A 13,873-nucleotide genomic window follows, 5' to 3' on the forward strand; every position below is an offset into this window, starting at 1 on the left:
CGCAGTCGAATGAGTGGGCCAGTGACAGATACCCGAGATTTTTTCGCCGTCGTCCCGCGTTCCGAGTTCGAAGTCCCCGGTAAGAGCCGCGGACTGATCGATGTCGTACGCTGGCGTTACCTTTTGTACCTGCTGGTGAAGACCGGCGTCAGCACCCGTTACCGCAACTCGGTGCTCGGCTGGACGTGGTCGTATGTCCGTCCCGGCGCGCAGTTCCTCGTGTTCTGGGTCGTGCTCGGTCTTTTCATGAATCTCGAACGCGGGGTTCCGAACTACGCGGTGTACCTCTTCTCCGGCATCGTCGTGATCAATCTTTTCTCTGAGGCCTTCAAGAACGCGACGACATCGATAGTCGGTAATGCCCCGCTCGTGCGCAAGGTGTTCCTTCCTCGCCAGCTCTTCGCTGTCTCGGCCGTGTTCGTGGCGTTCATCCATTTCCTCCCTCAGCTCGGGCTTCTCCTAATCGTCTGCTTGTTCATGGGATGGATCGTGAACATCTCGCTGGTGTCAGTCCTCGCCGTCTTCGCGGGAATCATCATCGTTTCGTTGTTCGCGTTGGGCACAGGCCTCTTCTTCGGTGCGCTGAATGTCCGCTACCGGGACTCCGAGAACATTGTGGAACTACTGCTGCTGCTCGCCACGTGGGCATCGCCGGTCCTCTATGCGTGGACGATGGTGCAGGACGCGGTCGACGAACTCGGCTGGCCGCAGTGGATCGTTGATGTGTACATGCTCAATCCGATCACACAAGGTGTTGAACTCTTCCATTACGCCTTCTGGCGGCCGGTGACGGAGACGACACTCACGATGCCTCCCGGCCTCGCATTGAATACCGTGTGGACGTTCCTGATCGCTGTCGGGACGTTGCTGATCGGGCAGTTGGTATTCCGCCGCCTCGAGGGAAGGTTCGCGCAAGACTTATGACAACAGCAACCGCTTCGCGCCCCAGCATCATCGTCGACAGCGTGTACAAGACGTTCACTCTCAATCACGCGTTCTCCTTCAAGGACACGGTGGTCTCCTGGATACGGCGTCAGAAGACGACCAGCACCTTCCAGGCGCTCAAAGGAATCGACCTCGTGATCAACGAGGGCGAATCCGTGGCGATCCTCGGGTTGAACGGATCGGGGAAGTCGACGCTTCTGAAACTCGTCTCCGGCGTCATGGAACCCGATGACGGGCAGGTGCTCACACGCGGGCGCGTGGCGGGCTTGATCGAGGTCGGTGCGGGCTTCCATCCCGAGCTCTCCGGTCGCGAGAACGTGTTCCTCAACGCCGCGATCCTCGGCATGCAGCGCCAGGAGATCGAGGCGCGCTACGACGAGATCGTCGCCTTCAGCGAGATCGAGAAGTTCATCGACCAAGAGGTCAAGCATTACTCGTCAGGTATGTTCATGCGACTGGCGTTCTCCGTGGCGATCCATGTCGAACTCGATGTCCTGCTCGTGGATGAGATCCTCTCGGTGGGCGACGCGCCGTTCCGGGAGAAGTGCAGGCTGAAGTTCGCCGAGCTCATCGAGAAGAAGAAGACCCTCGTCGTCGTCAGCCACGACATGGAGATGGTGCGTGAGCTGTGCACGCGCGGCGTGGTGATCAACAAGGGCGAGGTCGTCTACGACGGTGAGATCGAAGGCGCCATCGCCCTGGTCGACGAATGATCACCGACTGGATCGCGCAGTCCGGGCTGATCGGCCTGGCGATTCTCGTGCTCTTCGGCCCCGGCCTGCTGATCGGAGCGGGGCTGCGCCTGCGCGGTCTGACGCTGTGGGCTGCGGCCCCGGCGATATCCGTGGGTCTCCTCGCGGTTCTCGCGATCGCGTTCCCGTACCTCGGCGTGCGCTGGGGGCACCTCAGCGTCGGGATCGCGTTCCTGCTCATCGCAGCCGTGACCTGGGGCTGCTCGATGCTCCTGCGGCGTGGTCGGGTCCCGTCATCCGTCCGGCTCCCCAGCCGTGGCGCGACACCGATGCTCACGATCGGGCTCGTCATCGGCGGGGGGCTCAACGCTGCGCGCTTGCTGACGTACATCGGGGTGCCGGACGCGATCTCGCAGACCAATGACGCGGTCTTCCATCTCAACGCGCTGCGGTGGATCGCTCAGACCGGCTCCGCATCGTCGTTCGATGTTTCCGGTCTGGTCGGTGGCAGTACTTTCTACCCCTCTGCGTGGCACGCGGTGACGTCGCTGGTCGCATTGGACAACGCCTCGATACCAGTCGCCGTGAACGCGGTCTCCCTCGTGATCGCGGCGGCCGTGTGGCCGCTCGGCATCGCGTATCTGACACGCGTCGTCAGCCGTGGCAACGCGTCGGCCACAGCCCTAGCCGCTGCTCTGTCCGCCGGGCTCATGGCGTTCCCGCAGTTGATGTTCGAATGGGGCGTGCTCTATCCGTACGCACTTTCGCTCGCAGTGGTGCCGGTCGCGACGGCGCTCACGATCACGACGCTGAGGGCATGGGCGACGGCACGTCCGGGAGAACGACTGCGTGCAGGCATCGGGCCCCTGGTGGCTGGAATGTGCGCCGTGACCGCGACAACGATCGCTCAGCCGTCGACAATACTCGTCTGGGCCGTTCTCGTGATGCTTTGGGCGAGCGGCGAGCTGATGCGCCATCATCGAGCCGCGACCGAGCGCCGACGACGCATTCTGATCGTCTCAGTGATCGTCGCCGGTTGGCTTGCGATCGCCGTCGTGTGGGCGGTGCTCGCGTTTCTCGCCGGGATCGTGCTGTGGCGCGCCTATCGCAGCCCGTTCGGTGCGCTCGCTGACGTGCTGACGAACGGTCATTCCCAGTTGCCTCCCGCTCTCGCGATGAGTGGGCTTCTCGTTGTTGGACTCGTCTGCGCGATCCGCGCGAATCGGCTGCGCTGGCTCGCCGTCGCCTGGATCGGGGTATCGGCGCTGTACGTGATCAGCGTCGCCACCGACCTCCCGGTGATCAAGCGACTACTGACGGGGCCGTGGTACGGCGATTCGTTCCGTCTGGCCGCCATCGTCCCCATCGTCGTGGTGCCGCTCGCGGCGATCGGTCTGGATGCGCTCGTACGCTGGATCGTCGCTTTCGCCGCTGCTCGGCACACGAGGGTGAACCGGCGGGCGCTCACGGTCGCGGCGATGCTGGTGACGGCCCTCGTCGGTGCCCTGAGCGTGATGGCGAGCCCGGTCACCTTGCTTCGTGTGGCCGCTGAGACCGACGAGCAATCCCGCTACGCGCTCAATGACGACAGTTACCTGTCGCTCGATGAGTACGAACTATTGCGAAGCCTGCCAGATCTCGTGCCCTCCGACGCATTGATCATCGCCAATCCCTCGACGGGTGCGGCCTTCGCCTACGTGCTGGGCGAGCGCGAGATCATTCCTCGTACGTGGTCGCCGCCGCAGTCGGTGGCGTGGGAGATCATCTCGGAGGATCTGCGGGACGCCAGTGAAGATGACGGTGTGTGCGAGGCTCTCGCGGCGTACGGGTACCCGGACTACGTGCTCGATTTCGGACCGGGCGACGACGGACCAGGACAGTACGTGATGCCGGGGATGACGGACTTCGAACATCTGTCGGGCTTCGAACTCGTCGCGGGCGAAGGCGATGCGACCCTCTGGCGCATCACCGCCTGCGATCAGGCACCGTCGCCGTGATCAGGAGCCGACTCGTCGTTCGACGTCTGCAGCAGCGCCAGTTTGCGGGCAAGTAGCGTGAGGCTTCGCTGCTGGGCTGCATTGCGCCGCGACTGGGTGTACACGAACACGAGGAACATCAGCACAAGCGCATACAGCAGCAGGTCGGTGCCTCGCCCCACACCCACCAGATTGGCGACCCAGGTCAGCCATTGCGGGAACAGAATCGAGAGGATCGCGACAAGGACGAACAGTCCGTACAGGAGGCGGCGTATAGCGAGATGGCTGTCCGCGCCCGTGCGACGCATGAACACGGCGCCGATCGCGACGACGCCGACGATGAGAACGATCTGGATCCACATCGCATTCACCGGATGACCAGATCGACCAGGATGTTGACGGAGTTGAGCACCGATTGGCCTTTCGATTTCGAATAGTCGGTGTACAGGAGTTCGACCGGGTACTCAGTCCAGGGAAGTCCGGTGTCGCCGAGCTGAAGCACGATCTCGGTGGCGTGCGCCATCCGGTCCTGTTTCAGCTGGATGTGTTGCGCGGCATCCCTGCGGATGACCCGCAGCCCGTTGTGCGCGTCGGTGAGTTTTACGCTCGTGGTGAGGTTCGTCACCCACACTGCGGTCTTGAGGATCATGCGCTTGATCCAGCCCGGGTTCGTCCGGTCGTCGAGGAATCTCGATCCGAAGACGATCGCCGCATCGCGCTCACGGGCGGCGGCGACCATACCGACGGCGTCCTCCACGCGATGCTGTCCGTCGGCGTCGAAGGTGACGATGTACTCGCACCCGGGCTGGGCGAGCGCGTATTCGATGCCGGTCTGCAGAGCGGCGCCCTGGCCCAGATTGATCGGATGCTCGACAAGATGGGTCCCCGCGTCCCGCGCGGCTTCCGCAGAGTTGTCGGAGGAGCCGTCGTCAACGCAGACCACATTCGGAAAGCTCGGAAGCAACCCCCTGATCACTCCGGCGATGACCGTGGCCTCGTTGTACAGCGGGATGACGACCCAGGTGTGCGGGTCTGAGAATGGAGGGTTGGTCACGGGTCTATCCTCTCAGGAATCCGAGCAGAGAGCAGATAGGATGATCGAGCCCCCTTTCCTGATCCTTCGAGGAGATCTCAGTATGGCCTCACCGACTGGTGTTCGAATCGTCGATTCGGCCGATGTCTCTCCCGAAGCGGTGATCGGGGCCGGGAGCTCGATCTGGCACCTGGCGCAGGTGCGCGAACAGGCGCGGCTGGGCGAGAACTGCATCGTCGGTCGTGGTGCCTACATCGGCACCGGCGTGACGATGGGCGACAACTGCAAGGTGCAGAACTACGCACTCGTATACGAGCCGGCCACGCTGGCTGACGGCGTATTCATCGGCCCGGCTGTCGTGCTCACCAACGACACGTATCCGCGCGCGATCAACGAGGATGGTTCGCAGAAGAGCGCGCACGACTGGGAGCTGGTCGGCGTGACCATCGAGCGCGGTGCCGCGATCGGGGCACGTGCGACTTGCGTCGCCCCCGTCACCATCGGTGCGTGGGCGACGGTCGCGGCCGGTGCAGTGGTGGTGAAAGACGTCCCTGCCTATGCTCTGGTCGCCGGTGTCCCGGCCCGGCGCGTCGGCTGGGTGGGCGAATCCGGTGTGCCTTTGACCGCCGGTGACGCCAACGGGGTGTGGGTGTGCCCGAGCACGGGTGCGCGTTTCATCGAGACTGATGGATCTTTGATCAAGGAGACCGTGTGAGCGAGTTTATTCCCCCGGCGAAGCCGATCATCGGCGATGAGGAACGCGAGGCAGTCGACCGCGTGTTGCGAAGCGGCATGGTCGCTCAGGGACCAGAGGTCGCGGCCTTCGAGGACGAGTTCTCGGCGCATTTCGTGCCGGGTCGCGCGTCGGTCGCGGTGAACTCGGGTACCGCCGGCCTTCATCTCGGTCTGTTGGCTGCGGGCGTCGGCGCAGGCGACGAGGTCATCGTGCCGTCGTTCACCTTCGCCGCGACGGGCAACTCGGTGGCCCTCACCGGCGCGACCCCGGTGTTCGTGGACATCGAACCGGAGACCTTCTCACTCGACCCCGACGCGGTGGCCGCCGCCATCACGCCAAGCACCAAGGGCATCCTGCCCGTGCACTTGTACGGTCACCCTGCGCGCATGCGTGAACTCGAGAAGCTTGCGGCTGAGCGCGGAATCGCGCTCTACGAAGACGCGGCACAGGCGCATGGCGCGTCGCTCGACGGGAGCCCGGTCGGGTCGTTCGGAGAGTTCGCGATGTTCAGTCTGTATCCGACGAAGAACATGACCAGCGGCGAGGGCGGCATGGTCACGGCAGCTACCGATGAGATCGCCCGTCAGCTCAGGCTGCTGCGCAACCAGGGCATGGAGCGTCAATACGAGAACGAGGTCATCGGCTTCAACGCGCGCATGACCGACATCCACGCGGCGATCGGCCGCGTGCAGCTGACAAAGGTCGATGCATGGACGAAGACGCGCCAGCAGAACGCCGCGTTCCTCGATGCCAATCTGCAGGATGTCGTGACCCCGCCGGTCGCCGATGGTGCCGTTCACGTGTACCACCAGTACACGATCCGCGTGCCTGAGGACCGCGACGGGTTCGTGACCGCGCTGAAGGGCGAGCACAACGTCGGTGCGGGTGTCTACTACCCGATTCCGAACCATCGGCTTCCCTCGCTGGCGCCGTTCGCCCCGGGCCTCGAGTTGCCCGAAACTGAGCGCGCGGCGCGCGAGGTCGTCTCCCTGCCTGTGCATCCCTCGCTGTCACAGGACGATCTCGAGCGCATCGTCACCGCCGTTAACGCCGTCGCTGGAGCAGGCGCCTGATGACTCAGTTGCGAGCCGGCCTGCTCGGCGTCGGAATGATGGGCCGCAACCATGCGCGCGTACTCCGTGATGTCGATGACATCGAGCTCGTCGCAATAGCGGATCCCGGCGGGGACCCGCACGGCGTCGCGGGCGGTTTGGAAGTGCTTCCCGACGTCGACGCGCTCATCGCGGCGGGTATCGATATCGCTGTGGTGGCTGTTCCTACTGCGTTTCACGAAGATGCCGCGCTCAAACTGGCGGATGCCGGAGTGCACACACTCGTCGAAAAACCTATCGCGCACAGCATCGAGGCCGGGCGTCGCATGACCGACGCGTTCGCCACGAAAGGACTCGTGGGCGCGGTGGGTCACGTGGAGCGTTTCAACCCTGCTCTCCAGGAGATGCGCCGCCGGCTCGAAGCCGGTGAGCTCGGTGACGTGTATCAGATCGCCACGCGCCGACAGAGCACGTTCCCGGCGCGCATTGCCGACGTCGGAGTGGGCAAGGACCTCGCATCGCACGATATCGACCTCACCAGCTGGGTCGCGCAGAGCGAGTACAGTACCGTCTTCGCTCAGACGGCGTTCAAGAGCGGACGCGAGTTCGAAGACATGGTGACCGTCACAGGCCGCCTGGCAAACGGGGTCATCGTGAACCACCTGGTCAATTGGCTCTCGCCGATGAAGGAGCGCGTGACGGTCGTCACCGGTGATCGCGGAACGTTCATCGCGGACACCGCCACCGGCGACCTGACTTTCTACGCCAACGGGACCATTCCCCTGGAGTGGGAGTCGATGCTCGCCTTCCGCGGCGTGTCCGAAGGGGATATCACCCGCTACTCGTTCGCAAAGCGAGAGCCGCTGCGCGTGGAACACGAGAACTTCCGCGACGCGGTACTCGGGAAGCCCAACCACGTCGTCACCATGGAGCAGGGGCTGCGAACCCTCGAAGTGGTCGAGGGCGCCTTGGATTCGGCACGCACAGGCGTGTCCGTTTCTTTCTGAGCACCACCATCACAGGAACAGACACCGATGAATCGCGTTATGCCGGTCTTGCGGGGCCTCCTTCCGCTGCTGCCCAAGGGCGCGCAGCGCTACTTCATGGGCTATATGATCGCCACGACGGCGATCACGGCCCTCGATGTCATGGCGATGTCGCTCCTGGCCATCATCATCGGGCCGGTGCTGACCGGCGGTGCGCTCAGCCTGCCGATCATAGGCGAGATCCCGGCGGACTGGATGCCGCTACTCGCCCTCGGGGCCTGTGTTCTCATCATTCTGAAGTCGGCACTGTCGTTGGTATTGCACTGGTTCGCGACTCGTCGGTTCGCCCGTTACGAACTCGAGATCGGCGACCGCATGTTCAAGGCGTACATCAACTCGTCGTGGGAGGAGCGCTCGAAGCGAACGGTCGCTGAGATCACGCGAATCGCCGACGGCGGTATCGCGAACACGATGTCAGGATTCCTGCTGCCACTCATGCGCATCCCGAGCTTGGTGTTCACGTTCGTGCTGGTGATCGTCGTGCTGCTAGTTGTCGATCCGCTCACGTCGTTGATCGCACTCGTCTACTTGACCGCTGTCGCACTCGTCGTGCATTTCGTCGTGACGAAGCGGGCACTCGAAGCTGCGACGGTGAACCGCAACTACAGCTACCGGGTCGCCATCCTGATGACCGAGATGATGGATGCGCTCAAAGAGCTGAGCCTGCGCAATCGGCTCGGCGATGTGGCGCAGCTTGTCACTGACAGTCGCCACCATTCGGTGCGCGCTCGCGCGAATGCGTCCTTCCTGGGGATCGTTCCCGGCTTCGCTTTCGAATCGGCACTCATCGGTGGAGTCCTGCTGATCGGGACCGCGGCGTTCCTGCAGAATGGGATCGGCGGTGCGCTGGCATCGGTTGCCTTGTTCGCCGCGACCGGTTTCCGGTTGATCCCGGCCATCACAGGAATCCAGAGCGGGATCGTGCAAGCTGTCGCGAGCACGCCTTCGGCGCAAGACGTGATCGGTGACCTGACGGCGGCCGAGAATGACATGAAGCAGTCGCAGACGCCAATCGACACTGCCGAGCTCGCCGAGTCGCCCAGAGCTCTGCGGCTGACCGACGTGCGCTTCAGATATCCCAAGGCCGAAGAAGACGTGATCCGTGGTCTCTCGCTCGAAATTCCCTTGGGTAGTTCTCTCGGTATCGTGGGTCCTTCTGGCGCCGGCAAGTCGACCTTGATCGATCTGCTCCTAGGGCTCAGCCAGGCGACCGAGGGCGAGATCTCGATCGACGGCGATCCGTTGCGCACAGTACTCCGGCAGTGGCGCGGCCGCGTGGGATATGTACCTCAGCGCGTGGCCCTGTTCGACGGCTCTCTCGCGCAGAACGTCGCTCTGTCGTGGACCGAGGAGATCGATCGCGACCGTGTGATGTATGCGCTTGAGCGCGCGCAGCTTTCCGGTCTGGTCGCGTCGCGGGCAGGTGGGCTTGATGAGCGCATCGGGGAGCGAGGGGTTTCGCTCTCCGGCGGCCAGCAGCAGCGGCTGGGCATAGCGCGCGCCCTGTACACCGATCCGCTCGTCCTGGTGCTCGACGAAGCGACCAGCTCGCTCGACACGAAGACAGAAGACGAAGTGACGAAGGCGATCTCAGAGCTTCGCGGCGAGGTCACGCTGATCTCGGTCGCACACCGGCTCTCCACCATAAAGAACTACGACCGCATCTGCTATATGGAAGACGGAACCATCGCCGCACAGGGCACATTCATCGAAGTGGCCACCGCGCACGCCGGGTTCGCCGAGCAGGTCGCTCTGGCCGGACTCGCGGGCGATCTCCGCCTCTAATACCCGACGTCAGGAGAACGCTCTGAACTCGTCTTCAGTCCTCGCGGCCCCGACTCAGCGCCTTGACGCGCTGACGGGGCTGCGTTGGTGGGCGGCATTCGTAGTGTTCTTTTACCACATGAGGGCGTTCGCACCCTTGCCAGGGTCGATCATGCAAGTATTCGACTTCGGATATCTCGGCGTCACGTTCTTCTTCGTGCTCTCGGGGTTCGTCCTGACCTGGTCGGCAAGGCCGAACGTGCGGACCTCGACGTTCTACTGGCGTCGATTCGCACGCATCTGGCCAGCGCACATCGTGGCGTTGCTGCTTGCGATCCCGGTGTTCTACACGATAGGCGCGATCCCGGAAGGCAGCTTTCTCAAGCCGTTCGACCTGGGCGTTCTGCTGTTGTCGGTCGTGCTGCTGCAAGCCTGGTCGGCGAATCCGGTCGTGCTCTTCTCCGGCAACCCCGCGGCCTGGACACTCACGTGCGAGGCGTTCTTCTACGCGCTGCATCCGTGGATATCTCGCGTGCTTGTGCCTCTCGCGCGTCGTGGCGCCCTTTACATGGCGGTCGGGATCGTCCTCGCAGCCTTCGCCTATCGGATCGCTGTCGTGCTGTCACCGGAATCTTGGCTGGCATCGGTCCCCACGCCGGTGCAGCGCCTGCCCGAGTTCGTTCTCGGCATGGCGTTGGCATGGGCGATGCGCAACGGCTGGCGTCCCCGCATCCATCCATTGATCGGTGTGGGCGCGCTCGGTGCCGTGGTGGTGCTCGTGTTGGCGAGCTATCGGTTCTTCGGCGAGATTCGAGTTCTGCACCACATTCCGGGGTTCACGAACGAGATGTTCACGGTGGCGTGCGGGATCGCGATCGTTGCTCTGGCGTCGCACTCCCTGCGCGGCCGTCGGTCGTTCTTCGAAGCGCGGTGGCAAGTTCGTCTCGGCGAGTGGTCGTTCGCGTTCTACCTCGTGCATGCGACGTTCATCTACTTGTTCGTGACGATCTTCGGCATTCAACAGCCCTCGTGGGCGAACCTCGGCTGGTTCGTGGTGCTGCTCGTTATCGATCTCCTCGCGGCATGGGGCCTGCACGCGCTTGTCGAGAAGCCCGTCGAGAAGCGCATGCGCAAATGGAAGGATCGCCGCGACGCCGCCCGTCTGGTTGTCCGAAGCTGAGGCCTTCCGGCTCGGGCACGTTACTCTTCTGCAACGCGTCGTGCATCCCGCAGCAGACGAAGCATCGCCTGGCGATGCAGTGACAGCAGCGGGTTGCGAGTGAGCAGCACGCCGAGTGAGCGTCCGTTCCAGCGCTCGTGAGACAGCGCGAGGATCCGCTCGGCATCGGGAGTCGCAGACAGCGCCTCGTCGATGATCTTCCGGTCGACGCGTGCGAGCACACTCAGTGCTCCTGGTGCCATTCGGCGTAGTCGCGCGAGCACAGCGCGCAGGGCATCTTGGTGGTCGGAAATCGTCCTGCGTCGCGCGGTGATCGCACTGAGCAACTGAATGCGCAGGAGCTTGCTGACGATAGCCAACCGGTCTGCACGATCGAGGGCCGCGAACCAGTCGGCGCCCTCTATGTCGTCCAAGAACGCGAAGTCGGCCGAGAAGGCGCGTGGCGCCGCCGTCACTCGGTCATGTTCGTCTTCATGCCCCAGATACGCGGGACCGTGCAGGTCGATCGCGATGTTCCGGGCGGTGAACCAGAGCTGTGCGGTCACCGGGATGTCTTCGCCGCTGCCCACGCCCTCGGAGAACCGGAGGTGCCCGTGACGCGCTCGCTCCACCAGGCCGATCGGCGCGCTGCGGTACGAAAGGCGGTCGCGTCGTGCGCTCAGGTCGCGAGCCCTCGAACCGTCGCGTATCGGGGGCAGCGGGGCGCTGGGGCGGCCCAGCAGCACGATCTTCGGGATGACGACTGTCGCGCTGGTTTGTTGTTGGATGTTGAGCCAGGAGTCGATGGCGCCGGGTGCGAATTCGTCGTCGGAGCCGAGGAGGGCAGTGAAGGGGGCGGTGGCTTGGTCGAGGCCGTGGTTCATGGGGCCGGCTGGTGAGGGGATGCCGTCGCGGTAGGGGAGGAGACGTACGTCGGGGTGGTCGGCGTAGGCGCCGAGGTTGGTGCGGATGATGTCAGGGGCAATGTTGTGGGCGACGACGTTGACGCGTACGGGTGCTTCGGTGTGGTCGATGACCGAAGCGACGGCTCGCGTGATGGGGCGGGTAGCGGTGTGCACGGCGATGATGACATCGACAACAGGAGAACTCATCGACCGAGCACCGATCGGGCCCCAGCGAGCAGCGTGCGGAATGGCGCCTGCCGATGGAGTGCCAAGAGTGGATTTCGGGGAAGCATTGCATTGATCGAGCGATACGTCCACCTGGCGGCGAGCAGTTCGGATATCTCGCGCTCAGAAGCTCTATCGGCGAGGACGGTGTCGAGGACGCGTCGGTCGGCGCGAGCGAGCAAGCGGATCGCGCCTGGTGCCATATCGTGCAACCGACGGAGCACTTGGGTTATGTCCTCCGCGAGCGTTGAGCGGGTCGCGGGTACCGAGATTCGAGCCGCGATTGCATCGAAGACATGGATGCGCAAGATTTTTACGACCAGCGCAGTTCGAGTCGCGGTGCTTGCTCCGGTCAACCAGTCGAGCTTGTCGAACTCGTCGAGATATCGGAAATCTTCAGACATGGGTCTTGGCTCGAATGTGACGCGGTCGGGCACATCGTCGTTGATGATGTAGCCAGGGTGGTCGAGATCGTATGCCAAGCGGTGGGCACACGCCCAAACCGTTGCCGAGTACGGGAGGTCCTCGCCCGAGCGTAAACCGACGGCCAGACGAAGCTCCTTAAACCGTTCGCGACTCACCAACCCGAGCGGAGCGCTGCGGTAGAAGAGCCGATCCTTGCGCACATCTAGTTCACGCACGCGTACGCCATTTCGCACAGGCGGGTACGGATCGATGTTGCCATTAGGGAGACGAATCTGCGCCAGAACCGCATCTGCGCTGGCTTGTTGTTGGATGTTGAGCCAGGAGTCGATGGCGCCGGGTGCGAATTCGTCGTCGGAGCCGAGGAGGGCAGTGAAGGGGGCGGTGGCTTGGTCGAGGCCGTGGTTCATGGGGCCGGCTGGTGAGGGGATGCCGTCGCGGTAGGGGAGGAGACGTACGTCGGGGTGGTCGGCGTAGGCGCCGAGGTTGGTGCGGATGATGTCAGGGGCAATGTTGTGGGCGACGACGTTGACGCGTACGGGTGCTTCGGTGTGGTCGATGACCGAAGCGACGGCTCGCGCGATGGGGCGGGTAGCGGTGTGCACGGCGATGATGACATCGACAACAGGAGAACTCACACAACGATGCTACCCAGCGTTGTCGGTGGCGACGGCGAGTAGCATCGAATCATGCCCAACTCAGTTCTCGACGCCGCGACCGTGGCTCGAAGTCTTGACGCCTCACTGCACGGTGAGAACAACCCCATCACGGCACCGGCGGCCATTCAATCGGCCGGTCCCGGACACCTGACGTTCGCCGTCGATGTCGAGCGGTACGGCGCCGCGATTGAGTCGGCGCTATCGGCTGGCGCCGTGATCATCGCGCCCGTCGGCACAGAGTTGCCGCCCGGAGTCTCAGGTTCGCTCATAGTGGTCGAGAACCCGCGCGGGGCGTTCGCCCGTGCGGTGACCGACCATTTCACCGAGACGCCTCTGGCCGGCATCGCCTCGACCGCCCGGGTGCATCCCTCCGCTCAGATCCACGAGACGGCGGTCATCGGCGAGTACACAGTCGTGCGCACGGGAGCGGTGATCGGGCCGCATGCCGAGGTGCGCGATCATGTCGTGATCGGCGCCGGCGTGCAGATTGGTGCACACGCACTCATCAAGAGCCATGCTGTCATCGGCGAAGAAGGCTTCGGCATCGAGAAGGATCCGAACGGCGACAACATCCGCATCCCGCACATCGGCTCGGTGCGCATCGGCGATCACGTCGAGGTCGGCTGCTTCACGACGGTCTGCTCTGGCACCATCACGCCGACCGTCATCGATGATCACGCGAAGATCGATGATCACGTGCACATTGCCCACAACTGCTTGATCGGGCGCAACGTCATCATCACGGCGTGCGCCGAGATCTCAGGCAGCGTCATCGTTGAAGACGACGTCTGGATCGGACCCAACGCTTCCGTCATCAACGGCATCGTGATCGGAAAGGGCGCACTCCTCGGCATCGGTGCCGTAGCGATCCGAAGCGTTCCAGAGTACGAGGTCCGCGCAGGCAATCCTGCGAAGCGGATCGGCAGCACTCGTTGATGTTCTGAATGCTCGTCGTCAGACGATCAGGACGTGACGCCCCAACGAGATCCGAACCTGAGTTCCGCCAGAGAAGTCGCCGACACGGTTTCCCCGGTACAGCCAGATGGTCTGGTCAGACAGGCGGCGACCCATCAAATCCGCGGCACCGTCACCGGTGTAGTCTCCTCCGCCGATCAGCGTGAATCCGTTCCAGCCGATACCGAGCTGAGTGGCATCCGTCATCCCGCCCGACGCAGTGCCGAGGTAGATGAACAAGTTCCTGTCGCGTTGCGCGCGATGAGATCACCTCGTCCGTCACTATTCACTCCAACCGGACCCG

General features: G+C 63.7%; 14 protein-coding genes. 9 read left to right on the top strand and 5 right to left on the bottom strand.

What is annotated here, in order from left to right:
* Positions 1-9: 9 nt before the first annotated feature.
* The 3 genes from ACYVG2_RS02340 to ACYVG2_RS02350 are packed head-to-tail and all read left to right on the top strand — an operon-like array spanning position 10 to position 3,634.
* On the top strand, positions 10-924 hold the full coding sequence (locus ACYVG2_RS02340) for an ABC transporter permease (RefSeq protein ID WP_460779924.1): 915 nt from the start codon (positions 10-12) through the stop codon (positions 922-924).
* A complete protein-coding gene (locus ACYVG2_RS02345) occupies positions 921-1,658 on the top strand; it encodes an ABC transporter ATP-binding protein (protein ID WP_460779502.1) in 738 nt (245 codons plus the stop codon). The genes ACYVG2_RS02340 and ACYVG2_RS02345 overlap by 4 nt, the downstream gene beginning before the upstream one ends.
* Positions 1,655-3,634, top strand: coding sequence for a DUF6541 family protein (locus tag ACYVG2_RS02350; RefSeq protein WP_460779503.1), 1,980 nt, complete (start codon positions 1,655-1,657; stop codon positions 3,632-3,634). The genes ACYVG2_RS02345 and ACYVG2_RS02350 overlap by 4 nt, the downstream gene beginning before the upstream one ends.
* Here the strand turns inward: ACYVG2_RS02350 and ACYVG2_RS02355 are convergent.
* Together ACYVG2_RS02355 and ACYVG2_RS02360 are read right to left on the bottom strand one after the other, a co-directional pair.
* The gene (locus ACYVG2_RS02355; RefSeq protein ID WP_460779504.1) at positions 3,616-3,975 is read right to left on the bottom strand and encodes a DUF2304 family protein; all 360 of its coding nucleotides are present in this window, start codon (positions 3,973-3,975) and stop codon (positions 3,616-3,618) included. The two genes, ACYVG2_RS02350 and ACYVG2_RS02355, sit on opposite strands and share 19 nt — an antisense overlap.
* A 5-nt stretch (positions 3,976-3,980) precedes the next feature.
* Positions 3,981-4,667, bottom strand: a complete 687-nt coding sequence (locus tag ACYVG2_RS02360; RefSeq protein ID WP_460779505.1) for a glycosyltransferase family 2 protein — start codon at positions 4,665-4,667, stop codon at positions 3,981-3,983.
* Between the two features lie 82 nt (positions 4,668-4,749).
* Between ACYVG2_RS02360 and ACYVG2_RS02365 the strand changes: the two genes are divergently transcribed.
* The 5 genes from ACYVG2_RS02365 (at position 4,750) to ACYVG2_RS02385 (ending at position 10,424) form a co-directional block, all read left to right on the top strand.
* On the top strand, positions 4,750-5,361 hold the full coding sequence (locus ACYVG2_RS02365; protein ID WP_460779506.1) for an acyltransferase: 612 nt from the start codon (positions 4,750-4,752) through the stop codon (positions 5,359-5,361).
* A complete protein-coding gene (locus ACYVG2_RS02370) occupies positions 5,358-6,455 on the top strand; it encodes a DegT/DnrJ/EryC1/StrS family aminotransferase (protein WP_460779507.1) in 1,098 nt (365 codons plus the stop codon). Before ACYVG2_RS02365 ends, ACYVG2_RS02370 begins: the two co-directional genes overlap by 4 nt.
* On the top strand, positions 6,455-7,441 hold the full coding sequence (locus ACYVG2_RS02375) for a Gfo/Idh/MocA family oxidoreductase (protein ID WP_460779508.1): 987 nt from the start codon (positions 6,455-6,457) through the stop codon (positions 7,439-7,441). Before ACYVG2_RS02370 ends, ACYVG2_RS02375 begins: the two co-directional genes overlap by 1 nt.
* A 39-nt stretch (positions 7,442-7,480) precedes the next feature.
* Positions 7,481-9,265, top strand: coding sequence for an ABC transporter ATP-binding protein (locus ACYVG2_RS02380; protein WP_460779509.1), 1,785 nt, complete (start codon positions 7,481-7,483; stop codon positions 9,263-9,265).
* 79 nt (positions 9,266-9,344) lie between these two features.
* Positions 9,345-10,424: an acyltransferase family protein gene (locus tag ACYVG2_RS02385; protein WP_460779925.1), complete on the top strand. Its 1,080-nt coding sequence runs from the start codon at positions 9,345-9,347 to the stop codon at positions 10,422-10,424.
* Positions 10,425-10,444: 20 nt separating this feature from the next.
* Here the strand turns inward: ACYVG2_RS02385 and ACYVG2_RS02390 are convergent, their stop codons facing one another.
* Positions 10,445-11,515: a glycosyltransferase gene (locus tag ACYVG2_RS02390; protein ID WP_460779510.1), complete on the bottom strand. Its 1,071-nt coding sequence runs from the start codon at positions 11,513-11,515 to the stop codon at positions 10,445-10,447.
* A complete protein-coding gene (locus tag ACYVG2_RS02395) occupies positions 11,512-12,594 on the bottom strand; it encodes a glycosyltransferase (protein ID WP_460779511.1) in 1,083 nt (360 codons plus the stop codon). The genes ACYVG2_RS02390 and ACYVG2_RS02395 overlap by 4 nt, the downstream gene beginning before the upstream one ends.
* A gap of 51 nt (positions 12,595-12,645) precedes the next feature.
* Between ACYVG2_RS02395 and ACYVG2_RS02400 the strand changes: the two genes are divergently transcribed.
* The gene (locus ACYVG2_RS02400) at positions 12,646-13,551 is read left to right on the top strand and encodes an LpxD N-terminal domain-containing protein (RefSeq protein ID WP_460779512.1); all 906 of its coding nucleotides are present in this window, start codon (positions 12,646-12,648) and stop codon (positions 13,549-13,551) included.
* Between the two features lie 18 nt (positions 13,552-13,569).
* Here ACYVG2_RS02400 and ACYVG2_RS02405 read toward each other — a convergent pair whose 3' ends face one another.
* Entirely contained in the window at positions 13,570-13,809 is a 240-nt protein-coding gene (locus tag ACYVG2_RS02405; RefSeq protein ID WP_460779513.1) for a hypothetical protein, read from the bottom strand.
* Between the last annotated feature and the right edge of the window lie 64 nt (positions 13,810-13,873).

Source organism: Microbacterium shaanxiense, from assembly GCF_054779995.1.

Excerpts from the sequence above, each read along its gene's own strand:
- ACYVG2_RS02340 (WP_460779924.1), top strand. The coding sequence starts at position 10 with ATGAGTGGGCCAGTGACAGATACCCGAGATTTTTTCGCCGTCGTCCCG.
- ACYVG2_RS02345 (WP_460779502.1), top strand. The coding sequence starts at position 921 with ATGACAACAGCAACCGCTTCGCGCCCCAGCATCATCGTCGACAGCGTG.
- ACYVG2_RS02350 (WP_460779503.1), top strand. The coding sequence starts at position 1,655 with ATGATCACCGACTGGATCGCGCAGTCCGGGCTGATCGGCCTGGCGATT.
- ACYVG2_RS02355 (WP_460779504.1), bottom strand. The coding sequence starts at position 3,975 with ATGTGGATCCAGATCGTTCTCATCGTCGGCGTCGTCGCGATCGGCGCC.
- ACYVG2_RS02365 (WP_460779506.1), top strand. The coding sequence starts at position 4,750 with ATGGCCTCACCGACTGGTGTTCGAATCGTCGATTCGGCCGATGTCTCT.
- ACYVG2_RS02375 (WP_460779508.1), top strand. The coding sequence starts at position 6,455 with ATGACTCAGTTGCGAGCCGGCCTGCTCGGCGTCGGAATGATGGGCCGC.
- ACYVG2_RS02380 (WP_460779509.1), top strand. The coding sequence starts at position 7,481 with ATGCCGGTCTTGCGGGGCCTCCTTCCGCTGCTGCCCAAGGGCGCGCAG.
- ACYVG2_RS02390 (WP_460779510.1), bottom strand. The coding sequence starts at position 11,515 with ATGAGTTCTCCTGTTGTCGATGTCATCATCGCCGTGCACACCGCTACC.
- ACYVG2_RS02400 (WP_460779512.1), top strand. The coding sequence starts at position 12,646 with ATGCCCAACTCAGTTCTCGACGCCGCGACCGTGGCTCGAAGTCTTGAC.